We start from the raw sequence: 23,546 nt of genomic DNA, 5'->3' as shown, positions 1-23,546 counted from the left end.
CGAGGGGAATCAACCGCGCCGCGTGACCGCTGTTCCCCCCGGAAGGCCGTTCGGGCCACGGCCTCGGTCGCCTCCCCAACGCGACCTGAACCGCGCCAGCCAGTCGTCGAGCGCCTCGTATCGGGACGGATCGTCCGGACACAGGCCGGCACCGCATTCCGCCACCGTGGACACGGCGTTGGCGAGGATCACGCTAAGGAACAGCAGCAGGCAAGCCGTCCCGAAGGCGCCGACCTCTTCAACTCGGTCCTGCGAGACCCGGTCGGCGGCCCCATTGCCCAAAAGCAGCACGCCGACGCCGACGATCATGGCCGCGAAGGCAATGAGGGCGAGCGTGTAGAAATGCAGACCGAACAGCGTCGAACCATAACCGCCGGTCCCGGGGACGACGTGCAGGGCGACCTGCCGGGCGGAGATGCCGGCGCCGGTGACCGCGCTCAGGATCACCACGCCGTAATGGGATGTTCGCGGGCCGAAGCGGACGCTGAGCGCGAAGCCGATCCCTGCCGCCGCGAAGGCAGACCGTTGCAGCAGGCACAGCGGGCACGGCAATTCGCCGAGGCGGAACTGGTACCCGAACGCGACGATCAGGATGGCGCAGCAGCCGAGCAACCCGAGGGCGTTGAGGGTTCGAACCTGGTGGGCGGTCATGGCGAGGCCCGTTCAGAAGTCGAGTTGAAGCGTCGAGGTGGCATGGGCGCCGAACAGCGCGATGGTGCCGGCCAGCGACACCAGCCACAGGCCGAGGGCGATCCTGCGCCGCCCCGCCAGGATGGCGGCCGCGCTTCCCGCGAACCCAATGAACGGCAGCACCATCATGGGCGTCGACTCCGCGCAAGGACGCCGCGCACCGTCGCGGCCTCGGCGTCACCATAGGAGCCTGCCTGGGTAACGGTCGAACCTTTCGTGAAGCCGCCTTGCCGGCCGGGTGCCATCGCGAAACCGCGTGCGGCCTGCTACCCTCCGGCCAAGCGACCGGCCCAGAGCGCAAGGGCGGCCGGCACCGGGAGACGTCGATGACCGCAGCCGTGACCTTAGCACCGTCCGACGCGACAGTCCCGGACGCCCCCGTCCTGCTGCGCCACGATGCCGCCGGCGTCGCGACCCTCACGCTGAACCGCCCCCAGGCGCGCAACGCCCTGTCGATGGCCCTGATGGGCGCCCTTCAGGAGCAACTCGACGCGATCCGGGAGGATGCCGGGGTGCGCGTGGTGATCCTGCGCGGCGCCGGCCCGGCCTTCTGCGCCGGCCACGACCTCAAGGAGATGCGCGCCGATCCTTCGCGGGCGGCGACCGAGGCGGTGTTCCGCACCTGCGCCCGCCTGATGCTGAGCCTCACGCGCCTGCCGCAACCGGTGATCGCCCAGGTCCACGGCATCGCCACCGCGGCCGGCTGCCAGCTCGTCGCCACCTGCGACCTCGCGATCTGCACCGAGGAGGCCCGGTTCGCCACGCCGGGGGTCCAGATCGGCCTGTTCTGCTCGACCCCGATGGTCGCGCTCTCGCGGGCGGTGTCGCGCAAGGCCGCCCTGGAGATGCTGCTGGTCGGCGAGCCGATCGACGCGCAGGAGGCCTACAGGATCGGCCTCGTCAACCGCGCCGTGCCGGCCGCGGAACTGGACGGCGCGGTGGCCGCCATGGCCGAAAAAATCGCCGGGAAGGCCCGACGGGTGCTCGCGGTCGGCAAGGAGGCGTTCGGCCGCCAGATCGAGATGGGCCTGGAAGAGGCCTACGGCTACACCGCCGAGGTCATGACCCGGAACATGATGATGGCCGACGCCCAGGAGGGCATCGACGCGTTCCTGACCAAGCGGACGCCGCGCTGGGAGCCCTGAGCCCGGCGCGATACGACGCAGGCCCCGTGCCGCGCGACGCGTAGGCTCCGGCCGTGCCCTGCCCTAGGATGAGGGCACACCCTGTCCTGCCGGTCTCGGCACGTCCTCGCGGAACGGCTGATGAGCACCCTCGACCTGTTCGGACTGACGCTCGCCTTCGTCGGCGCCATGCCGCCGCCCCGGCCGCCGCGTCCGCGGCCGGATCGTGCGACCTGGGCCGCGGCCCTGCTGTTCGGCGGCGTCTGCCTGGGCACCGTCGGGCCGATGATCACGATCTGGAGCTTCCACCGGCCCTATGCCGAGGCCAAGGCGCGCTGCATCGCGGACGGCGGCCGGATCCTGTACGCGGCGTTGGACGGCAGCGGCCCCTACCGGTGTGCCCGGCCCCTCGGTGCCGCCGATAACGGCGCGCTGCCGCCCCTGCGCGCCTATTAAATCCGCTCGCGCTCGTTTCCTTCGGCTATATCCGGCGGCGTCTGACACGAACCGGATGCCGAGACCTTGGAAGACGCGCTGTATCGATGGCTGCAATCCACCGCCCTGTTGCGGGCGGATGTCGCGGCGCTCATCGGCATTGCCCTGGCGCTCGGCGTCACCCTGCACGCCCTGCTGCGCAAGCGCCGGGTCAGCGTCGCGGTCGGGTGGATCGGGCTGGCCTGGCTCTCGCCCATTTTCGGCACCGCCCTCTACCTGACCTTCGGCATCAACCGCGTCTCGCGCCGCGCCCGGAAGCTGCGCACAAAACCCTCCGACGCGACGAACCTCCCCGACACCGACGATGCCGTGGTGCCGGAGACGCTCTGGCCCCTCGACCGGGCGATCCGGCGCATCACCGGCCTGCCGGCCTTCTCGGGCAACCACGTCGAGATGTTCCGTAACGGCGACGCCGGATACCCGGCCATGCTGGCGGAGATCCGCGCGGCGAAAGCCAGCATCGGGTTGTCGAGCTACATCTTCCGCGACGATCCCGTCGGCCGGGAATTCTGCACGGCGCTGGCGGAGGCGCAGGCCCGCGGCGTCAAGGTCCGGGTGATCATCGACGGGATCGGCGGCGGCTACTTCCGGGCGCCGGTCTATCATCGCCTGACCAGCCTCGGGGTGCCGGCGGCCCTGTTCATGCACTCCGCCCTGCCCTGGCGGATGCCGTTCCTCAACCTGCGCTCGCACAAGAAGCTGCTGATCATCGACGGGCGCATCGCCTTCACGGGCGGGCTGAACATCTCGCAGCCGAACCGCGTGGCGTTGAAGCCGGAGCACCCGATCCGCGACACGCATTACCGGCTCCGGGGGCCGGTGGTCGAGCAACTCGCCGTGGCGTTCGCGGCCGACTGGGCCTTCGTGGACGGCGAGATCCTCGATTCCGAGCCCTGGGTCGCCGACCTGGCGCCGGTCGGGACCAGCGTCGCCCGGGTCGTCACCTCGGGGCCGGATGCCGACGTCGAGAAGATCGAGCAGGTGATCCTCCAGGCGCTCGCCTGCGCCCGCCGGACCGTCCGGTTCGTCACCCCGTACTTCCTGCCCGACGAGCTGGTGACCGGCGCCCTCGCCCAGGCCGCGACCCGGGGCATCACCGTGGACCTGATCATCCCGCGGGTGAGCGACCATCCGTTCATCGACTGGGCGACCCGGGCGCATCTCGACCCGCTGCTCCGGGCCGGCGTGCGGGTCTGGCTCGACGAGCCGCCGTTCGATCACTCCAAGGCGATGGTCGTCGACGACGTCTGGTGCTTCGTCGGCAGCGCGAACTGGGACATGCGCAGCTTCCGGCTCAATTTCGAGTTGAACGTCGAGATCATCGACCCGGATCTGGCGGCCCAGCTCGACACGTTCATGCGCGGCAAGATGGAGGCACGCCTCAGCCGTGAGGCTCTCGCCGCCCGCGCCCTGCCGACCCGTCTGCGCGACGCAGGCGTGCGACTGCTGCTGCCATACCTTTGAAGCGCGCGGGGGCGTGCGCCTCCGGCGCCGGCCCGAGGTGGACCACGATCGGCTTGTGGTCCGAGGGCCCGCGCGGCAGCACCGCGTGCTCGTGGCAGATCAGGCCGCGGGCGAGGCAGCGGTCGAGCCGCAACGGCAGCACGTCGACCATCGCGTGGGTCGGCCTCCGCGGGCCGACGTCGCGAAAGCCCGGGATCAGCGCCGGCCCGACGATGTTGTAATCGCCCAGCACCGCGGCCCGCGGCGGCAATTCGCCGACGATCCGGCGCAGCTGGCGGCGGTTGAGCATCTGCCCGTGCGACAGGTGGACGTTGGCGACGCCGAACTCGCCGAGATCGAGCACTTGGCAGACCCGGTGCACCAGGGCGCCGGCCGGGAGCTCGATCACCCGGGGCGGTGTCGCGAACGGCTTCGGGCTCCACATGGCGAGCCCGTGGATCCGCCCCGGAAGCGGCGCCCAGGCGTAATGGCCGCCGATCCGGTCGCGCAGGAAGCCGATCGCCCGGGTCGCCTCCTGCATCAGCAGCAGGTCCGGCTGCTCCTGGGCGACCAGGGCGGCCACGTCGTCCACCGCCGCGCCGGTGCGCCGGAGCAGATTCCAGCTCACGATCTTGAACGGCCTGCGGCTGCGCTCGGCCGGCCGGATCGGGAGGGCCGAGGCGAGGCCGGAGCGGTCCGGATGGGCGAAGCTGTTCATCGGGCCGGACTCGTACCTCACCGGGGGGCTCCGTCGCCACCGCCGCGCTTCAACGCGCCGGAGGCTCGGGCGTTCGCTCGGGTCCGAGGCCAATCGGCTTTTGCCTCGGGCAGCTGCGCGGCGTCATGACCGTCGCCACGCCCGTCGTCCGGCCGGTCGGCAACGGCGATCGGCCGAATGGCGGCCGACGCTTCGATTGCGCGCCATCGACTCGCGCGATCGTGAGGCGCGTCTTCCTAGGCGTGCGGTCCGCCGGCGTGCCCGTATGGGTGACGCCGGCACCTTGATTTTCGGGGCGGGCGACTGATGTCGCCTGCAGTGCAGCATCGTTCCTGCGCGGCCGGTCGTGAGAGCGGCACGCCGATCGCTGCTGTCGGCGACAGCCCGGCGGACCGAGGGGTCCAGTGACGCCGGTCCTGCGCCAAGGGGGATCTTGATGAACACGACGACGATCGACAAAACCAATACCGAATCGTACCCGATGGCGGGTCAATGCCCGTTCGGCGGCGACCGCGTCGGCGGGGCCTTCGGCAGCCGTCCCGCCTTGGAGAACTGGTATCCGCACCGGCTCAGGGTCGAGCTCCTGCACCAGAACGGGCTCGCGGCCGATCCGCTGGGGCCGGATTTCGACTACGCCGACGCCTTCCGGACGATCGACCTGGATGCGCTCAAGAGCGACATCAAGCAGTTCCTGACGTCGTCGGTGGCATGGTGGCCGTCCGATTACGGCAATTACGGCCCGCAGATGATCCGCATGGCCTGGCACTCGGCCGGAACCTACCGCATCGCGGACGGGCGGGGCGGAGCCGGCACCGGGATGCAGCGGTTCGCGCCGATCTCGAGTTGGTGGGACAACGGCAACACCGACAAGTCGCGCCGCCTCCTGCAGCCGCTCAAGCACAAGTACGGCAACGCCCTGTCCTGGGCCGACCTGATGGTGCTCACCGGCAATTGCGCCCTGGAGATCATGGGCCTGCCGACCTACGGGTTCGCCGGCGGACGTCTCGACGCCTGGGAGGCGGACGACGCCACCTACTGGGGTCCCGAAGTCGTCGAGATGGGCGCGGTGTCGAGCTTCGACGAGATGGTCAACCGCGACCAGCGCTGGCGCGGCAAGAACGGCGACGCCGACTACGACCTGGAGAACCCGCTGGCCGCCTCTCACCAGGCGCTGATCTACGTCAACCCCGAGGGGCCCTACGCGAACGGAGATCCGCAGGGCTCGGCCAACGACATCCGGGTGACGTTCACCCGCATGGCCATGAACGACGAGGAGACGGTGGCGCTGATCGCCGGCGGCCACGCCTTCGGCAAGAGCCACGGCATGACCCCCGCCAAGGAGATCGGACCGCCGCCGGAGATGGCGCCGATGGAGGCGATGGGGCTCGGCTGGCACAACCCGAAGGGCACGGGTGTCGGCAAGGACACGATGACCAACGGCATCGAGGGCAGCTGGACCCCCGATCCCACCAAGTGGGACAACGCCTACCTGGAGAACCTCTTCAAGTTCGAGTGGGAGCAGACCAAGAGCCCGGCCGGCGCCCTGCAATGGACCCCGAAGGACCCGGATGCGCCCAAAACCCCCGACGCCCACGTCGCGGGTCAGATGCACCCGCTCATGATGATGACCTCCGATATCGCCCTCAAGGTCGACCCGGAGTACCGCAAGGTCTGCGAGAAGTTCCTCACCGACTTCGATGCCTTCACGCAGGCCTTCTCGAAGGCTTGGTACAAGCTCACCCACCGCGACATGGGCCCCAAGCACCGCTACCTCGGTCCGGAGGTGACGATCGAGGACGGCCTGCTGTGGCAGGACCCGATTCCCGATGCCGCCTACGCCCCGGTGGGGGAGGCCGAGATCGCCGCCCTGAAGCAAGTGATCCTGGCCACGGGCGTCCCGGTCTCTGACCTCGCCTTCACCGCCTTCTCGGCGGCGTCGACCTATCGCGACAGCGACAAGCGCGGCGGCGCCAACGGCGGCCGTCTGGCCCTCGCTCCGCAGAAGGACTGGGCCGTCAACCGCCGGGCCGCACCCGTCGTCGAGGCGCTGCGCGGCGTCATGGCCACGTTCAACGGCGGGCGCGGCGACGGCAAGCAGGTTTCGCTGGCCGACCTCATCGTGCTCGCCGGCTGTACCGCCGTCGAGAAGGCTGCCCAGGACGCGGGCGTCGAGACGCGCGTGCCGTTCACGCCCGGCCGGGTCGACACCACGCAGGACCTCACCGACATCGAGATGTTCGAGTGGCTGAGGCCCCTCGTCGACGGCTTCCGCAACTACGTCGACGGCGGGTTCAGGGACATGGCACCGCGCCTGTCGCCGGAGGAGATGTTCCTCGACAAGGCCAACCTGCTGACTCTGACCGCGCCGGAATGGGTGGTGCTGACGGGCGGCCTACGGGCCCTCAACGCCAACCACGACGGATCGAACCAGGGCATCTTCACCGACCGGGTTGGCGTGCTGACGACGGACTTCTTCCGGACCCTGACCGACACGAACCTGGTCTGGGAGAAGGTCGATTCGGACGGGACGTCCTTCGTCCTCAAGGACCGCGAGACCGGGCAGGCCAGGTTCGAGGCGACGCGCAACGACCTCGTCTTCGGGGCGAACGCGCAGCTGCGCAACATCGCCGACGCCTATGCCGGCCGCGACGGCCAGCAGCGGTTCGTGGCGGACTTCGTGCGGGTCTGGGACAAGGTGATGATGCTCGATCGCTACGACGTGAAGGGGCACCGCCGTTACGGGTCCATGGCGGCCTGATCGACGCGGCCCAGCATCGCGTGCCCCCGTCGCACCATTCGGTGGGACGGGGGCAACACCCCACGGGTGACGGCGAAGCCGGTGGGACGGCACCGTTGCCTCGTCCGTGCGAACGGACGGGACACGTCTGCATCATCGTTTCAGGCCAGGATCGGGCTAGTCGAAGGGGCGGATCCCGGGACGGCGCTTCCGTTTCCGGATCGGCAAACGACTGGCCATCGCTTGCCGGCTACGGGTCGCACAGGTTGGAAACTCGATCTCTTCTCAGGAGGGCGGCTCAGTCTTCTTCAATTGAACAACCGTCCCGTGCTGACACGCACGGTCATCCCAGGCTCGCCTGCGGCGCCCCGGGATGACGGCGCGGGTTGTCGCGTATCGGGGATGGACTCACGGGAAATGGATCTATCGACCTGTACGACCCGTCGCTGACCGGGGGAGATCCGCAGCGGGCGCACCGGACCCAACCCGATCCTGCCGTCGATGCAGACTTGGATGCCGCCGCTAGCGGTCATCCGCCCTGCTTGCGACACTTTCGCCCTCCGCGGAGCACACACGCGCATTTAGGTTGCTCCACCAGGGGCCGAATGCTCAATCTCTCCTGTCGCACGGGTCGGATGGCGATGGATCTGTCCCTTGAGTGCAGACGACACGACGGCTGAGCCGGGTCTGCCGCACTTCCTCCTGACGACCTCGGGCTTGCCACCCGGGGAAGCCTTCGAGCGATGGCGGACCCTTCTTGCGCCGATGTACGCGGTCAGTCCTGCCACGCCATCCGCCCCGCTGCCGTTCGGCAGCAACATCGCGTACCCGATCGACGACCTCGTGGCGCATCGCACGCGGCTCTCGACCCAGCGGCTCCAGCGGGACCGCCGACGCGTCGAGGCCGGTCCCGACCACTACATCGTCCAGCTCTACCGATCCGGCCGCTTCCAGGGCACGGTCGGCGGCAAACCGGTCTCGGCCTCGGCCGGCACCGTGACCCTGATCGGCCGCCGTCATCTGCTCGACGGCATGCTCGACCGAGCCGACGCGATCGGCATCGCCGTACCCAGCACGCGACTCCACGGTCTGCCGCTCGAGGCGCACGGCCTGCTCTTCGATGCAGCCCGCAACCGGCTGCTGGCCGCCCGCATCTCGGACATCTACCGGCGGTTGCCGACCACGCGCGCCAACGAGGCCCCGGCGCTCGCCGACGAGTTCGTGGCCTTCCTGCACCGGCTCCTCGATCCCTCGCCGGCCGCGGACGTGCTGGACGGGCGCGAACTCAACGGCGCGCTCCTCGCCCTCGCCAGGACGATCGTGCAGGAAAACCTGTCGCGGCCGATGCTATCGCCCGAATTCATCGCCGGGCAGATGCAGGTCTCGCGGTCCACGCTCTACCGGCTGTTCGAGCCCGAGGGCGGCGTAATGCATTTCGTGCAGGGCGAGCGCTTGGCGGCGGTGCGTGATGCCCTGGCCGACCCGATGGAGCGGCGCACCATCAGCCGGCTGGCCGAGGTGTTCGCGTTCAACACCATCTCGCAGCTCAGCCGCAGCTTCCGCAACCGCTACGGCGCCCCACCGCAGGCCTGGCGTGGCGAGCGCCGGGTGGCCCAACGGATCGGCGGTCAGGGGACGGCACAACACGTCTGGAAGTGGCTGCGCGAAACGTGATGCCCGCACGGAGGCGGGCCGGATGGATCGACGCCGTGAGGCGGCGGCCGCCTCTCGCAGGTGCTGTTCCGGCCCCCCGCCCAGGGGCCGGCGGAGGCCCCGGACGATCTCCGAAGGCGTTTCTTGCCCAGCGGCGGACGGGCGGACATCCCCCGTCTCGGACATCAACAAGGTCAGAGGCTGATCGCGGTCAGCTCTTGAGACCGTCGCATGCGCCCCGTGCCTGTGCAGCAATCGGAGCACCGCGCTTGAGGCCGCACGCCCCGGCGGCCTAAGACCCCCGCTCACCGATTGCTCCACGGAGACCGATGTCGGGCTTCAGCTTCATCCACGCGGCGGACCTGCACCTCGGCAGCCCGCTCTCGGGCCTCGCGACCCGCGACGCGGAACTCGCCCGGCGCCTCGCCACGGCCGGGCGGCAGGCCTTCGAGGATCTGGTCACCCAGGCGATCGAGCGGCGGGTCGCCTTCGTGGTGGTGGCCGGGGACATCTACGACGGCGATTGGGCCGACAACACGATCGGGCTGTTCTTCGCCCGCCAAGTCGCCCGCCTCGACCGGGCCGGCATCCCGACCCTGCTGGTCCGCGGCAACCACGACGCCGAGAGCGTGATCACCCGCTCGATCACCCTGCCGCCCTCGGTCCACGTGTTCCCGGCGGCCCGGGCGGAGACGCTGCGCCTCGAGGCCGTGCGGGTCGCCGTGCATGGCCGCAGCTTCCAGGCCCGGGCCGTGGAGGAGAACCTGTCGCTGACCTACCCGGCCGCCCTGCCCGGCTGGTTCAACCTCGGGATCCTCCACACCTCCTGCACCGGCCACGCCGCCCACGAGACCTACGCGCCCTGCTCGATCGCCGACCTCACCGCCCGGGGCTACGAGTACTGGGCGCTCGGCCACATCCACGAGTACGCCGAGCTGTCCCGGGATCCCTGGATCGTGTTCCCCGGCAACATCCAGGGCCGCAGCGTGCGCGAATGCGGCGCGAAGGGTGCGGTCCTGGTCGAGGTCGCGGACGGGCGGGTCACCGGCCTCAGCCGCCTCCCCCTCGATCGGGCGCGGTTCGAGCAGGTCACCGTCGACCTGGGCGCGGCCGCCGACACGAGCACAGCCCTCGCGATCGTGGAATCCGCCCTGCGGCCGCTGGCGGAGGTGGCGGCCCGGCGCCTCGTGCTGGTGCGGGTCCACCTCGCCGGCACGACCCCGGCCCACAACGCGCTGTCGGCCGACCGCGAGGGCGTCACCGCCGAGATCCAGGCCGCCGCCCACCGGCTGCACGAGGACATCTGGCTGGAGCGCCTGAAGATCGAGACCCGCCGGCCCCGCGCGACCGTGGACGCCTCCGGGGCGGCGATCGACCCGGCGGCACTTCTGGCCGACCTCGACCGCGACCCGGATTTCCGCATCCGCGCCAAGGCGGCGCTTGCCGAGATCGGCGCCCGGATGCCCGCCACCGCGGCGGCCGAGGCCGACCTGGAGGCCGAGTTCGACGCGCTCTGCGCCGAGGCCGAGGCGCTGATCCTGGGCCGCCTCGGCGGCCGGCACTGCTGAGGGCGCATCATGCGGCTGATCCGCCTCGCCCTGGAGCGCTACGGCGCCTTCACCGACCGGACCGTGACCTTCCGGCCCGACGCCCGCCTGCACGTGGTGCTGGGCGCCAACGAGGCCGGCAAGAGCACGGCGCTGGCGGCGGTGACCGACCTCCTGTTCGGCTTCGAGAAGACCACCCGGTACGCCTTCCTGCACGACATGCCCCTGCTGCGGCTCGGCGCCAAGGTCGAGGCAGCGGACGGGCGCTGCCTGGCGTTCCGCCGCCGCAAGGGCAACACCCGGACCCTGATCGACGCCGACGAGGCGCCCCTGCCCGACGATTCCCTGGCGCCGTTCCTCGGCGGCATCTCCCGCACCGTGTTCTGCCGCGCGTTCGGGCTGGATGCCGGCAGCCTGCGGGCGGGCGGGCGCGAGATGGTCGATGTCGAGGGCGAGGTCGGCGCCAGCCTGTTCGCGGCCGGTTCCGGCCTGCGCGGCCTCACCGAGCTCCAATCCGCCCTGGACGCCGAGGCCGAGGGCATCTTCGCGCCCCGGCAGGCCAAGCACCGGACCTTCTACCAGGCCCTGGAGCGGCACGAGACCGCCCGCAAGGCGATCCGCGAGAAGGGCCTGCGGTCCGGGGACTGGCGCGCGCTCAACGACGAGATCGCCGCCGCCGCAGAGAAGCTCGACGCGCTCCGGGCCGGGACGCAGCGCATCGCCACCGAGCGCGCCCGGCTGGAGCGCCTGAAGCGCGCCCGGCCGATCGTCGCCGAGATCGACGTGTTGGACCACCGGATCGCCGCCGATTCCGACCTGGCCGAGGCGGATATCGCCTGGATCGAGCGCCTGGGCGCCGCCCTCGAAGGCTGCCGCACGGCCGAGGCCGAGGCGGCCCGGACCGACGCCGCCCTCACCCGGGCGCGCGGCGAGGCCGATTCCGTGCCCGTGGAGCCCGAGCTGATCCTGCACGCCGAAGACATCCTGGCGGCGTTCAGCGGCACCAAGGAGTTCGAGAAGGGCGGCACCGACCTGCCCCGGATCGAGGGCGACGCCCACAAGGTCGGGCTCGACCTGGAGCGCCTGCGCGCCCGGATCGGCGTCCCGGACCTCGCTGCCCTGGAGGCCGGACAGCCCACCGACGCCGCCCGCGCCCGGGTCGAGCGCCTGATCCGCGACGGCCGGACCCTGGCTGCCGCCGAGGAGCAGATCGCCCGCGACGGCGCCGCCGCCCGGGCCGAGCGCGACCGGCTGGCCGGGGAGGTCGAGGCGGCCGGTGCCACCCACGATCCGACGCCGCTGCGCGAGGACCTGAAGCCGCTCGCGAAGCTGCACGAGCGCATCGCCGCCCACGAGGCGCTGGACACCGCGATCCGTCGGGAGACGGCGCTCCTGCGCAACCAGGCCGGCCGGCTGTCGCCGCCGGTGGCCGACACCGCCGCCCTGGTCCGCCTGCCCCTGCCGGCCGCCGACACGGTGGCACGCTATCGCGCCCTGCTCGACGGCAAAAGGCGCGAGCACGAACGCGCCGCCGACCGCCGGGACGCGGCGCACAGCCAAGCTACCTCCACCCGTGACCGCCTGCGCGAGCGCGAGGCCGGCCGGCCGATCGCCACCCAAGAGCGGCTCGACGCCGCCCGGACGGCCCGCGATACCGGCTTCGCGCCCCTGCGCGACGCCCTCGCGGCCGGGCGCAGTGCCGAGCCCGGCGCGATCGCGACCTACGAGCGCGCCCTGTTCGAGGCGGACCGCCTGGCCGACGCGCGCGCCGCCGACGCCGCCCGGGTCGCGGCCCACGCCGCCGACCTCGACCGCCTCGCCGCCGAGGACGCCGCCTGCGCGGCGGCGGATCGGGTGCTCGCCGCGATCGCCCATGAGATCGCCGAGGGCGAGGCCGCCTGGCACGAAGCGTGGCGGCCCGCCGGTCTCGTCCCCGGCCCGCCGGCCGAGATGGCGGCCTGGCTCACCGAGACCGAAAACCTGATCGAGGCCGAGCAGCGCCTGGCCGAGCAGCGGATCGAGCGGGACCGGCTGTCGGCCCGGATCGAGGCCGCCCGGGCGCCGCTCGCCGCCCTGTTTACCCGGGCCGGCCTCGATCCCGCCCCCGATCTCGATGTCGGGCAGGCGCTGGAGCGGCTGGAGACGCGGGTTGCCACCCTGGCAAGCCGGTGGGAGGCCAACCTCCAGACCGGCGGCCTGCTCCGCGCGGCCGCGGCGGCCGCCGACAGGCTGGACGTGGCCCTTTCCGAGACCGAGGGCCGCCGGGCCGCCTGGCAGGCCGAATGGGCGGAGGCTCTGCGCCCCCTCGGCCTCGCTGCGAGCGCCCGTCCCGAGGAGGCCGAGAGCGCCTTGGAGGCGTGGCGCGCGGTGCCCGACCGCCTCACGGCCCGCGCCGACCTGCAGCGCCGGGCGGCGGGCCTGCGGCGCGACCGGGAGGCGTTCCGGGTCACGGCCGCGTCCCTGGTCGAAGCGTTGGCCCCCGACCTCGCCGGCACGCCGCCGACAGGGGCCGTCCGCACGCTGCATGACCGCTTGGTCGCTGCGCAGGCCCGGGCGGCCCGCCGCGCCGAACTGGACCGGCGCCTGGCGGATGCGGAGGGGGCGGCACGCGCCGCCGCCGGGCTGCACGCCGCCGCCCGGGCCGCGCTGACCCGGCAGATCGCGCAGACCATGCCGGACCTCGCCGAGGCGCCCATCGCGGGGATCGAGGCGGTGTTCGGGCGGCTGAACACCCGGGAGGCGCTCCGGGCCGAGCGCCTGCGCCTGCGTGGCAGCCTCGCGGGCGCCGCCGACGGCCTGCCGGAAGCCGAGATCCGCGCCGGCCTCGACGCCCTGCCCCCGGAAGCGGTCGAGGCGGAACTCGCCCGCCTCGCCATGGAGGCCGAAGAGCAGGCGGAGCGCGGCCAGGTCGTCTACGCCGACCGCGACCGCGCCGAGCGGCGCCGGGCGGAGCTGGAAGGCGGCAGCGGCGCCGAACTGGCCGCCGCCGAGCGCAAGGCCGCCGAGGCGGATCTGCAGGCGGCGTCCCGCTCCTGGGCGGTGCTGCGGCTCGCCGGCCTGATGCTCGGCCAGGCGGTGGCCCGGCACCGGGCCGGCCAGCAGGATCCGCTCGTCGCCCGGGCCGGAGCCCTGTTCCGCGCCCTCACCGGCGGCGGCTTCGCGGGGCTGGCCCAGACCTACGACGAGGCCGACACCCCGAAGCTCGCCGGACAGCGCGCGGGCGGCGGGTTGGTCGGGATCGAGGGCATGAGCGAGGGTACCCGCGACCAGCTCTACCTCGCCCTGCGCCTCGCCTACCTGGAGGATTACGCCGGGCGCGCCGAGCCGGCCCCCTTCATCGGCGACGATCTGTTCTCGACATTCGACGAGGCCCGGACCGGATACGGCCTCGACGCGCTGGCCGAGATCGGCGCCAGCGTCCAGCCGATCCTGTTCACCCACCACCGTCACGTCGCCGAGATCGCCCGGGACCGGCTGGGGGACGCGGTGGACGTTTTGGAGCTGTAGGGGGCGGTTTTGACCGAAGAGCGCGGCCGTCCGGCAACTCCCTTGGCGACGGCCGCCACAACGGCGGGGAGTAAATCTCTCCGTCATGCCGGGGCGCCGTAGGCGATCCCGAAATCCAGAGCCGCCGACCGCGCAAGTCCTTCAAGGGTCGGCGGTTATGGTTCCCGGGCTCCCCTGCGTGGCCCCGGGATGGCGAGGCGGGGGATCGTGCGGTTTTTGAACCCTCAATTGCTGCAGCAGGGGCGTTTCGTCCCTTGAATGCCCCGGTCCGCCTAAGGAAGGCGCGCTGTCCTCGCGGAGAAGGTGCTCGTTGGGTTCAGGCCCTTGCCGCGGTGGAGAGTTCAGCCCCGCAGATACCGTGCCTCCAGATGCGCCCGGAACGCCGCCGTCCCGAGCGGCGCCCCCGTCGCCCGCACCAGCAGATCATCCGTTCCGAGGAGGCTGCCCACTTCGTGCACGTTGGCCCGCAGCCAAGTGCGCAGCGGTGCGAAGTCGCCCTCGGCAAGGCAGCCCGGCAGGGCGGGCTCCGCCGTGCGGGCCGCCCGGAACAGCTGGGCCGCGGCGAGCGCGCCGAGCGTGTAGGTCGGGAAGTAGCCGAACGCCCCGCTCGGCCAGTGGATGTCCTGCAGGCAGCCGAGGCGGTCGTCGGGAACCGTGAGGCCGAGGAGGTCGCGCAGGCCGTCGTTGAAGGCGCCCGGCAAGTCGGCCACCGCGAGGTCGCCCGCGATCATCGCAGTCTCCAGCCGGTAGCGCAGCAGGATATGAGCCGGGTAGGTCGCCTCGTCGGCGTCGACCCGGATGAAGCCCGGCCGGACCCGGGTGTTCAGCGCGTGCAGGTTCTCCGGCGACCATTCCGGCCCGGAGCGGCCGAACGCCTCCCGCAGCAGCGGTGCCAGGTAGGTGAAGAACGCCCGGCTGCGGCAGGCCTGCATCTCGACGATGAGCGACTGGCTCTCGTGCAGGCTCATGCCCCGGGCAGCCCCCACCGGCTGGTGCCGCCACGCTGCGGGGCGGCCCTGCTCGTAGAGGGCGTGGCCGGTCTCGTGCAGCACGCCCATCAGGGCGCGGCCGAAATCGGCCTCGTCGTAGCGCGTGGTGATGCGCACGTCGTCGGTGGCCCCCCCGCAGAACGGGTGCAGGCTGATGTCGAGCCGGCCGCGGGTGAAGTCGAAGCCGAGCGCGCTCATCAGCTTGAGGCCGAGGGCGCGCTGCGTGCCCACGTCGAACGGGCCTTCCAGGGGCAGCGGCGCCGGGCGGGAATCCTGGATCTCCCGGGCGCGGGCGATCAGGTCCGGCAGCCAGCTCGTGAGATCGGAAAACAGCGGGTCGATCACCGCCCGGCGCATGCCGGGATCGTAGCTGTCGAGCAGCGCGTCGTAGGGATCGAGCCCGAGCGCCGCGCCCTTGGCCTGCCCGATCTCGCGCTGGAGCCGCAAGACCTCGGCGAGGTAGGGCGCCAGCCGGGCGAAGTCGGCGTCGCGCCGCGCCTCGCGCCAGACCATCTCCGACCGGGACACCGCCCGCGAGCTGGCCTCGACCAGATCCCGGGGCACGGCGGCGCCGTGAGCCTGGGTCCGCCGCATCTCCCGCAGGTTGGCGGCCGGCCACGGATCGAGCCCGCCCGCCGCCTCGGCCGCGTCGATCTCTCCCCGCGTCTCGGGCGCCGTCAGGATCTCGTGCGCCAGCCCGCGCAGGATGGCCAGCTGGTCTCCCCGCGCCTCGGCCGCCCCGTCGGGCATCAGCGTCTGCGCATCCCAACCGAGGATACCGGCCGCCCCTTCCAGGGCCGCCAGGCGGGAGAAACGCTGTTCGAGGATCTGGTAGGCGGTCATGCGATCATCCGTCCCGGTCGGTTCCTGATCGACGCGTGCCAGCATACGCTCTGCAGGCACCGATCATTAGGATATAATTCCTTGATGGTGTTAAGTGTGGGCCTCACCCCGCCTGCAGCATCTCCAGTTCCAGCCACCGGTCCTCCGCCTGCGACAGCTCGGTCTCGGCCTGGGCCAGCATGGCGGTGGCCTTGTCGAACCGGGCCGGGTCGCGGGCGTAGAGGTTGGCATCGTCCAGGACCGTCTTGAGCTGGCCGATCGCCGCTTCCAGCTTCGCGATGCGGGCCGGGAGCGTCTTCAACTCGTGCTGATCCTTGAAGCCGAGCTTCGGCTTGGCGGAGGCCTGCGGGGCCGGCGCGGTGGATTGGCGCTCGCGCGACCCCTTCTTGGCCGTGACCGTGCGGGCCTCGACCCCCTGCCCGCGCTGGACCAGCATGTCGCTGTAGCCGCCGGCATATTCCATCCAGCGGCCCGCCCCTTCCGAGACCAGCACGCTGCTGGCGACCCGGTCGAGGAAGTCGCGGTCGTGGCTGACCAGAATCAGCGTGCCCTGGTAGTCGCCGAGCATCTCCTGGAGCAGGTCCAGGGTTTCCAGATCGAGGTCGTTGGTCGGCTCGTCCAGCACCAGCAGGTTGGCCGGTTGCGCCAGCGCGCGGGCGATCAACAGCCGGTTGCGCTCGCCGCCGGACAGCACCGAGACCGGGGTCCGGGCCTGCTCGGGGGTGAACAGGAAGTCCTTGAGGTAGCCGATGACGTGGCGGCTCTGGCCGTTCACCGTGACGCTGTCGCCGCGGCCGCCGGTGAGCACCTCGGTGACGGTCATCCCGGGCTCCAGCGTCGCCCGCGCCTGATCGAGCACCACCGGCATCAGGTTGGTGCCCAGCACGATCTGCCCCGAATCGGGGGCGAGCCGGCCCATCAGAAGGTTGATCAGCGTCGACTTGCCGGCGCCGTTGGCCCCGACGATGCCGAGCCGGTCGCCCCGCATCACGCGCAGCGACAACCCGTCCACGATGGTCCGCTCGCCGTAGGCCTTGGCGATGTCCCGGGCTTCCACCACGAGGCTGCCGGAAGATTCGGCCTCCGAGGCCTGCATGCTGACGCTGCCCACCGGGCGGCGGACCTCGCGGCGATTCTGGCGAAGCTCGTGCAGGTTGCCGAGGCGGCGGACGTTTCGCTTGCGCCGCGCGGTGACGCCGTAGCGCAGCCAATGCTCCTCGGCGACGATCTTGCGGTCGAGCTTGTGCTGGTCGCGCTCCTCCTCTTCGAAGAACGCGTCGCGCCAGGCCTCGAAATTCGAGAATCCCTGCTCGATCCTCCGTGTTTCCCCGCGGTCCAGCCAGATCGTGGCGCGCGATAACGCGGAGAGAAACCGCCGGTCGTGGCTGATCAGGACCATGGCGGCGCGGGTTCCGCGCAGCTCCGCTTCGAGCCACTCGATCGCCGGAAGGTCGAGGTGGTTGGTCGGCTCGTCGAGCAGCAGCACGTCGGGCTCCGGCGCCAGCGCTTGGGCCAGCGCCGCGCGCCGTCCCTCGCCGCCCGAGAGCTTGCCCGGATCCTCCGCCCCGGTCATGCCGAGGCTTTCCAGCAAGTACTTGGCCCGATACGTGGATTCGTTCGGCGGCAATCCGGCCTCGACGAAATCGAGGGTGGTGGAGAACCCCGAGAAATCCGGCTCCTGCGCCAGGTAGCGGATCGTGGTCCCGGGCTGCAGGAACAACCGCCCCTTGTCCGGCTCGACCAGGCCGGCGGCGATCTTCATCAGCGTCGACTTGCCCGAGCCGTTCCGCCCGACCAGGCAGGTCCGCTCGCCGGGCGAGATGGTGAGGTCGGCGCGGTTGATCAGCGGAGTACCGCCGAAGGTCAGCGCGATATCTTGGAGGGTCAGAAGCGGGGGAGCGGCCATGCCGGGCTTATGGCAGCGCCGGGCTTCCGGTTCAAACGGTGCCGCCCCGCGGGGCGGGGCGGCACACGCGCTCAGGCGATCGGGTTGGCCGGCCCGGTGGGCGGGCTGATCTCCGGCGGGCCGGGATCGTTCACCGGGATCTCCGGCGGCTGAATGCCGGGCGCCTCGGCCGGGGTGTTCCCGGGGATCTCGGGACCGGGCGGCTGCGTCGGGGCCTGCGGCGGCTCGTAGGGAGCGTCCGGCACCGGCGTGGGCTGCGGCGGAACCTCGGGCACTTGGCCGGGATCGGCGAGGGTGAAGTCTGGCACGGCTGTCCTCCAGATGGCCCGCGGTGCTGGGCTGCACCGTTCGGGCGGCAACGAGGGCCTGCCGCTCCGGTTCCGGCGTGCTACTTCTTGGTGAGGAGGAGATTGCCCTCCTTGCTCGCCACCTTCTGAATCTTCTCGGCGAACAGGGCGAGCAGGAACGGCAGCTTCACCTCGAGGCGCACGCTCTCGGGGCCGACATCGATGGTGCCGCCGATCTTCTGGGTCATCGCCGAGACCCCGAAATCGAGGCGGTCGCCCGTCCAGGCGAGCTGGTCCACGCTGACGCCGCTCTTGGCCAGGAAGGCCCGCGCCTGGTCGGTGCCGTGCTCGAGGCGCCGCTTGGCCTCGTCGCGGCCGAGGTCGTGCGGGATGTCGACGATCAGGGGTTTGGGCATGGGGCGGCTGGGTCCGGACTGCTTTCGCAGCACATGGGGCCTCCCGATGCCGCAGACAACGTCGGGAGGCCGCAGGGCTTCAGGACAGGCTCGTCCTGCAAGCCGTCAACGCCAGGTCTTCAGTTCAGGACTTGAAGCGAGACGTAGCTCGTGCCGCCCATGCCGAGGGCACGCGCCGAGCCCCGCGAGAGATCGATGATCCGGCCGCGCACGAATGGGCCGCGGTCGTTGATGCGCACCACCACCGAGCGGCCGGTCCTGCGGTTCTCCACGCGGACCCGGGTTCCGAACGGCAGGCTGCGATGGGCAGCGGTCAGTCCGTTGGGGTTGAAACGCTCACCGTTCGCGGTGCGATGGCCGCTCCCGTACCAGGAGGCCCCGCCGCTCTGGGCGGCAGCCGGGAGGGTCGTTCCGACGATGGCAGACAGCATTCCAACGGTGGCCACGAACTTACCGAATCCAGATGTCATTCTTCCCGTATTCCCTTGTTGTTTCCGGGGCGGCGCAAGTCGTTTCAGAAATCGACCGGAATAAGGCAGCCTTTCGGGCATGCTGCGGGTCACATTTTAGCCAGTTTTGAGCTGGTCATGCAGATTACATCCCGTTTTGTATCTCAATATTTCCCGGATGTCTTCGATTTGCAGACACGACAGTCGTTCGCGGTCATCGGCAAGTGCTGGCAAGAGATGCCACATCGGTCCCACGATCAGCTATAATTCCTAAGCCCTGCGTGGGGTGTGACCCTGTATCCCGCTCAGCTGGACGCGGATGCCGTCCGGACCCGACAATTGTCGTTCGGAGCGCTGCCATAAGAATGGGCGGTTCGGTGCCGGCACTCCGTCAGCAAAGCCGAGCTACGGCAACTGACGTCGCGCCTCTAGGCGCGCGTCGAGGGGTGGCTTTTTCTGCGGAAAGACTGGCGGCCTGGGCGGTAGGCAAAAAGTGCAGCCCCAGAACGGGACGCGCGGCCGGCGAATTCGAAAACCCGGCCTTTACCGTGTCCGACGCATGGTCTGCCGGTCAGTCGCGTAACCGGTGTTTGCCATGGCTTCCCCGCGTACCGTGGCTGCCGATGCCGTCGCCCGGAAACAGGTCTCGCGTGCCGGGCGGCCCGCATCGGCGCCACGGATGGGTCTCGTACCCGCCCAGCGTTCCCTTCCCCTTGACCAAGTTCTGGTCGGGGATTGCATCTCGGCCATGAACGCGCTGCCGGCTTCGAGCGTCGACTGCGTGTTCGCCGACCCACCCTACAACCTGCAGCTCGGCGACGCCGGCCTGCTGCGTCCGGACCAGAGCCGTGTCGACGCGGTCGACGACGACTGGGACAAGTTCGCGACCTTCGAGGCCTACGACAGCTTCACCCGCGAATGGCTCGCCGCCTGTCGCCGGGTGATGAAGCCGAACGCGACCCTCTGGGTGATCGGGTCGTACCACAACATCTTCCGGGTCGGGAGCGCGTTGCAGGATCTCGGTTACTGGATCCTGAACGACATCGTGTGGCGCAAGGCCAACCCGATGCCGAACTTCCGCGGCAAGCGCTTCACCAATGCCCACGAGACCCTGATCTGGGCCTCGCGCTCTGCGGATTCGAAGGGCTACACCTTTCATTACGACGCGCTGAAGGGGGGCAACGAAGACCTCCAGATGCGCTCGGACTGGTTCATTCCGCTGTGCACAGGCGAGGAGCGGCTGAAGGATGCGGAGGGCCACAAGGTCCATCCGACCCAGAAGCCCGAGGCCCTGCTCGCCCGCACCCTGATGGCGGCGACCAATCCCGGCGACGTGGTGCTCGACCCGTTCTTCGGCACCGGCACCACCGGTGCTGTCGCCAAGCGCCTCGGCCGCCGCTTCATCGGCATCGAGCGCGAGGCCACCTACGCGAAGGCCGCGATGGAGCGGATCGCCGCCGTCCAGCCGCTGTCGAAGGCGGCCCTCATGGTGGCGCCGACCAAGCGCGCCGAGCCGCGGGTGCCGTTCCTCTCGGTGATCGAGGCTGGGCATATCCGCCCGGGCGAGATCGTCACCGACGAGCGGCGCCGCTTCCGCGCCACGGTGCGTCCGGACGGCCAGCTCGACAACGGCCTGGTCATCGGCTCGATCCACAAGATCGGCGCCCTGGTCCAGGGTCTTCCGGCCTGCAACGGCTGGACCTTCTGGCACGTCGAGCGTTCGGGCAAGCCGTTGGTGATCGACAGCTACCGGGCCGGCCTGCGGCAGGCGATGGCGAACGGCTGAGCCCTCCCCGTATCGGTCCTGGGATCCCAAAGGGCGGAGCCCTTTGGCGGGTGCAGGGCAGAGCCCTGCGAACACCTTGGGGCTTCGCCCCAAGCCCCACCAAAGGGCTGAGCCCTTTGGGAACCCGGTCAACGCCGCCGCGCCGCGCCCGGCCGACGCGTCGGTGGCCGGGCGCGCACCGGGACCGGCACTGCCTCAGGCTCGCCATCCAAAAAGTCGTCCATGTCCGGCGGCGGCTCCGGTGCCGGCTTTGGGCGCGGCTTGGGCACCGCGCGCACGCTCGGCCGCGGCTCCGGATCGGCCATCGAGATCGGCGCCTCCATGGCCGCGAGCAGCGGCATCGCCGGTGGCTCCTTCTTCGAGCGGCCGCGCGGCTTCTTCTCGGGCTCCGGCTTCGGGTCGAAGGCGTGGGCCAGCACCTTCCGCATCAGGCCGGGCAGCGGCTCGTCCTCCAGCGCGCTGCGCGGGGTGAAGCGCATGCCGGGCGGCGTCGGGGTCGAGAGCGCGACCCGCGCCGAGAACACCGTCAGCTCCAGCGGGAAATGCGTGAATCCGTGCCGCACCAGGCCCGGCAGGCGCTTCCAACGGGCGTCGATCGGCGCGTCCAGGAGGGCCGCGGCGACGTCGTAATCCGGCTCCCAGGCGCTGCCGGGCGGCTCGGCCATGGTGCCGAGCAGACCCTCCGGCGGACGCGTCCGCAGCAGCACCGCCTCGTCGCCGCTGCGGATCGCCACGAAGGCCGCGCCGCGGCGCAGCGCCCCCTTGGCGACCTTGATCTTGCGCGGGAACGTGTCCTGCGTGCCGCGTGCCCGGGCCTCGCAGGGCAGCATCCACGGGCAGAGCGCGCAGGCGGGGCGCTTGGGCGTGCAGATCGTCGCGCCGAGATCCATGAGCGCCTGCGCGAAGTCGCCCGGCCGGTCGTGCGGCACCAGGGCCTGGGTCAGCCGACGGATCTCCGGGCGGCTGCCGGGCAGCGGCGCCTCCACGGCGAACACGCGACTCAGCACCCGCTCGACATTGCCGTCGACCGCGGCTTCCGCCCGCTCGAACGCGATCGCGGCGATCGCTCCGGCCGTGTAGGCGCCGATGCCCGGGAGCTTGCGCAGGCCCTCGGCCGTGTCGGGGAAGCGGCCCGCCGCCGCGACGGCCTTGGCGCAGGCGTGGAGGTTGCGGGCCCGGGAATAATAGCCGAGCCCGGCCCAGGCCGACATCACCACCTCCTCGGGGGCTTCGGCCAGCGCGTCGATATCCGGAAAGCGCGTCAGGAAGCGCTCGAAATACGGCCGCACCGCCGCGATCGTGGTCTGCTGCAGCATCACCTCGGAGAGCCAGACCCGGTAGGGATCGGGCACCTCGCCGGCGAGCGCGCGCCACGGCAGGACCCGCCGGTGCCGGTCGTACCAGGCGAGCAGGTCGTCGGCGCGTGGTCCGGAAGCGGACCCGGAATCCGTGGCTGAACAGGTCGGCATGGGCCAGGCTGCATACCCGGAGGGGCCGGGCGATCATAGGCCCGCCCGACGCCGGGGCGGTGCTCCCTTCTTAAACGAAGCTGCGCTACCGTGATGCGATTCATCCGGGGGCGAGGCCCAGAGCACCATGGCGCGCGTCAAACCGCTGGCCGAGCTGATCGAGAGCTGCATCGGGCCCGCCTTCGCGGCGCAGGGCTTCGCGTCGACCGATATCCTGGCGGCCTGGCCGGAGATTGTGGGCGAGCGGCTGGCACGCTATTGCCGGCCCTCGAAGCTCGAATGGCCCAAGCGCCGCCGCAAGGAGGCCGACGCGCCGGAATCCGGCACGCTCGTGGTCCGGGTCGAGGGCGTCTTCGCGATCGAGCTCCAGCATCTCGCGCCCGTGGTGATCCAGCGCATCAACGCGCATTACGGCTGGGCCTGCGTCTCGCGCCTCGTGCTGCAGCAGGACCGGGTCGGCCGCGGCGGCCGGCCGGCGCCGCGCACCGGCATCGACCCGTCCCGGGCCGTGGAGGTGAAGCGCGCGGTGGCCGCGATCGAGGATGACGGGTTGCGCGCCGCCCTGGACCGCCTCGGGATCGCCGCGGTGGCCACGCGGCCCGAGCGCTGACCCGCCGGTTTCAGCGGCGATTGCGTCATCTTGCCAGGAAAGCCGCGCCCGAGTACCCGCATCGGGACGCCAAGATTAAAGACGCGAAGACCGACCAGATCCGGCGGAGCCTGCCCATGACCACGCGACGCGACGCTCTCAAGTTCACCGGCCTCGCGCTCGGCGCCGGCTTGGCCCTGCCTTATCTGGCCCGCTCGGCCTGGGCGCAGAACGCCGATCTGGCCGCCCTGATGCAGCCGGGCCCCCTCGGCGACGTCTGGCTCGGCCCGGCCGACGCCAAGTGCACGATCATCGAATACGCCTCGATGACCTGCTCGCACTGCGCCGCGTTCCATCGCACCACCTGGCCGGTGCTCAAGGAGCGCTACATCGATACCGGCAAGGTGCGCTTCACCCTGCGCGAATTCCCCCTCGACCCGCTGGCCACCGCCGCGTTCATGCTGGCGCGCTGCCAGGGCGAGGCCAAGTATTACCCGATCACCGACCTGCTGTTCGACCAGCAGCCGGCCTGGGCCTTCACCCAGAAGCCCGTCGACGCGCTGGAGCAGATGCTCCGTCAGGCCGGCTACACCAAGGATACCTTCGAGGCCTGCCTGAAGGACCAGAAGGTCTACGGCGCGGTCAACGCCGTGAAGCAGCGCGGGCTGGACGTCATGAAGGTCGACTCTACCCCGACCTTCTTCATCAACGGCGAGCGCTACACCGGCGAGATGACGATCGACGGCATGGAGAAGGTCATCAAGCCGATCATCGGTGCCTGATCGTCGCGGCGGTCGATGCGCGAAGCACCACCGCCCAGCCTGGGCAAGAGCCTGAAAACAGCATACGGTTCAAAGACTTACTATGTATCGACGTCGCCTTGACACCCAAGATAGGC

At 71.0% G+C, this 23,546-nt stretch carries 19 protein-coding genes; 10 read left to right on the top strand and 9 right to left on the bottom strand.

What is annotated here, in order from left to right; genetic code table 11:
- Positions 1–9: 9 nt before the first annotated feature.
- Both FV233_RS00460 and FV233_RS30075 read right to left on the bottom strand, forming a co-directional pair.
- A complete protein-coding gene (locus tag FV233_RS00460; RefSeq protein ID WP_147896302.1) occupies positions 10–651 on the bottom strand; it encodes a disulfide bond formation protein B in 642 nt (213 codons plus the stop codon).
- 12 nt (positions 652–663) lie between these two features.
- Complete coding sequence (locus FV233_RS30075; protein WP_187278022.1) at positions 664–819, bottom strand: DUF5993 family protein; 156 nt, start codon at positions 817–819, stop codon at positions 664–666.
- A gap of 197 nt (positions 820–1,016) precedes the next feature.
- Here FV233_RS30075 and FV233_RS00455 point away from each other — a divergent pair, with 197 nt between their 5' ends.
- The 3 genes from FV233_RS00455 to FV233_RS00445 all read left to right on the top strand — a co-directional run bounded on the left by FV233_RS00455 (position 1,017) and on the right by FV233_RS00445 (position 3,773).
- Positions 1,017–1,835, top strand: a complete 819-nt coding sequence (locus tag FV233_RS00455) for an enoyl-CoA hydratase (protein ID WP_147896301.1) — start codon at positions 1,017–1,019, stop codon at positions 1,833–1,835.
- Between the two features lie 120 nt (positions 1,836–1,955).
- Entirely contained in the window at positions 1,956–2,270 is a 315-nt protein-coding gene (locus FV233_RS00450) for a hypothetical protein (RefSeq protein WP_147896300.1), read from the top strand.
- 66 nt (positions 2,271–2,336) lie between these two features.
- A complete protein-coding gene (locus FV233_RS00445) occupies positions 2,337–3,773 on the top strand; it encodes a phospholipase D-like domain-containing protein (protein WP_147896299.1) in 1,437 nt (478 codons plus the stop codon).
- On the opposite strand, the gene FV233_RS00440 is transcribed toward FV233_RS00445, so the two are convergent.
- Positions 3,691–4,470 carry an endonuclease/exonuclease/phosphatase family protein gene (locus tag FV233_RS00440; RefSeq protein ID WP_238260325.1) on the bottom strand — a complete coding sequence of 260 codons (780 nt, stop codon included), beginning with the start codon at positions 4,468–4,470 and terminating at the stop codon, positions 3,691–3,693. The genes FV233_RS00445 and FV233_RS00440 overlap by 83 nt on opposite strands.
- Positions 4,471–4,906: 436 nt before the next feature.
- Between FV233_RS00440 and katG the strand changes: the two genes are divergently transcribed.
- The 4 genes from katG to FV233_RS00420 all read left to right on the top strand — a co-directional run bounded on the left by katG (position 4,907) and on the right by FV233_RS00420 (position 13,914).
- Complete coding sequence (katG, locus tag FV233_RS00435) at positions 4,907–7,228, top strand: catalase/peroxidase HPI (protein WP_147896298.1); 2,322 nt, start codon at positions 4,907–4,909, stop codon at positions 7,226–7,228.
- Positions 7,229–7,861: 633 nt separating this feature from the next.
- On the top strand, positions 7,862–8,881 hold the full coding sequence (locus tag FV233_RS00430) for a helix-turn-helix domain-containing protein (protein WP_147896297.1): 1,020 nt from the start codon (positions 7,862–7,864) through the stop codon (positions 8,879–8,881).
- A gap of 308 nt (positions 8,882–9,189) precedes the next feature.
- A complete protein-coding gene (locus tag FV233_RS00425) occupies positions 9,190–10,428 on the top strand; it encodes a DNA repair exonuclease (RefSeq protein ID WP_147896296.1) in 1,239 nt (412 codons plus the stop codon).
- A gap of 9 nt (positions 10,429–10,437) precedes the next feature.
- Positions 10,438–13,914 carry a YhaN family protein gene (locus FV233_RS00420; RefSeq protein ID WP_147896295.1) on the top strand — a complete coding sequence of 1,159 codons (3,477 nt, stop codon included), beginning with the start codon at positions 10,438–10,440 and terminating at the stop codon, positions 13,912–13,914.
- 341 nt (positions 13,915–14,255) lie between these two features.
- Here the strand turns inward: FV233_RS00420 and FV233_RS00415 are convergent, their stop codons facing one another.
- From FV233_RS00415 to FV233_RS00395, 5 genes are all read right to left on the bottom strand, one after another.
- Entirely contained in the window at positions 14,256–15,746 is a 1,491-nt protein-coding gene (locus FV233_RS00415) for a carboxypeptidase M32 (protein WP_147896294.1), read from the bottom strand.
- Between the two features lie 103 nt (positions 15,747–15,849).
- Positions 15,850–17,652: an ATP-binding cassette domain-containing protein gene (locus FV233_RS00410; protein ID WP_147896293.1), complete on the bottom strand. Its 1,803-nt coding sequence runs from the start codon at positions 17,650–17,652 to the stop codon at positions 15,850–15,852.
- 71 nt (positions 17,653–17,723) lie between these two features.
- On the bottom strand, positions 17,724–17,960 hold the full coding sequence (locus FV233_RS00405; RefSeq protein WP_147854970.1) for a hypothetical protein: 237 nt from the start codon (positions 17,958–17,960) through the stop codon (positions 17,724–17,726).
- An 80-nt stretch (positions 17,961–18,040) separates the two neighbouring features.
- Positions 18,041–18,355 carry a polyhydroxyalkanoic acid system family protein gene (locus tag FV233_RS00400; protein ID WP_147854969.1) on the bottom strand — a complete coding sequence of 105 codons (315 nt, stop codon included), beginning with the start codon at positions 18,353–18,355 and terminating at the stop codon, positions 18,041–18,043.
- Between the two features lie 119 nt (positions 18,356–18,474).
- The gene (locus FV233_RS00395; RefSeq protein ID WP_238260327.1) at positions 18,475–18,786 is read right to left on the bottom strand and encodes a septal ring lytic transglycosylase RlpA family protein; all 312 of its coding nucleotides are present in this window, start codon (positions 18,784–18,786) and stop codon (positions 18,475–18,477) included.
- A 613-nt stretch (positions 18,787–19,399) separates the two neighbouring features.
- Between FV233_RS00395 and FV233_RS00390 the strand changes: the two genes are divergently transcribed.
- Complete coding sequence (locus tag FV233_RS00390; protein ID WP_281407986.1) at positions 19,400–20,590, top strand: site-specific DNA-methyltransferase; 1,191 nt, start codon at positions 19,400–19,402, stop codon at positions 20,588–20,590.
- Between the two features lie 128 nt (positions 20,591–20,718).
- Here FV233_RS00390 and mutY read toward each other — a convergent pair whose 3' ends face one another.
- Entirely contained in the window at positions 20,719–22,059 is a 1,341-nt protein-coding gene (mutY, locus tag FV233_RS00385) for an A/G-specific adenine glycosylase (RefSeq protein ID WP_147896290.1), read from the bottom strand.
- A gap of 127 nt (positions 22,060–22,186) precedes the next feature.
- Here mutY and FV233_RS00380 point away from each other — a divergent pair, with 127 nt between their 5' ends.
- Both FV233_RS00380 and FV233_RS00375 read left to right on the top strand, forming a co-directional pair.
- Complete coding sequence (locus FV233_RS00380) at positions 22,187–22,669, top strand: DciA family protein (RefSeq protein ID WP_147896289.1); 483 nt, start codon at positions 22,187–22,189, stop codon at positions 22,667–22,669.
- 116 nt (positions 22,670–22,785) lie between these two features.
- Positions 22,786–23,430, top strand: coding sequence for a DsbA family protein (locus tag FV233_RS00375; protein WP_147852913.1), 645 nt, complete (start codon positions 22,786–22,788; stop codon positions 23,428–23,430).
- The last annotated feature ends 116 nt before the right edge of the window (positions 23,431–23,546 follow it).

This window comes from Methylobacterium sp. WL7, from assembly GCF_008040085.1.
GTDB lineage: Bacteria > Pseudomonadota > Alphaproteobacteria > Rhizobiales > Beijerinckiaceae > Methylobacterium > Methylobacterium mesophilicum.
Note: the sequence above shows the minus strand (reverse complement) of the source record. Positions and strands in the feature narration are given on the sequence as shown.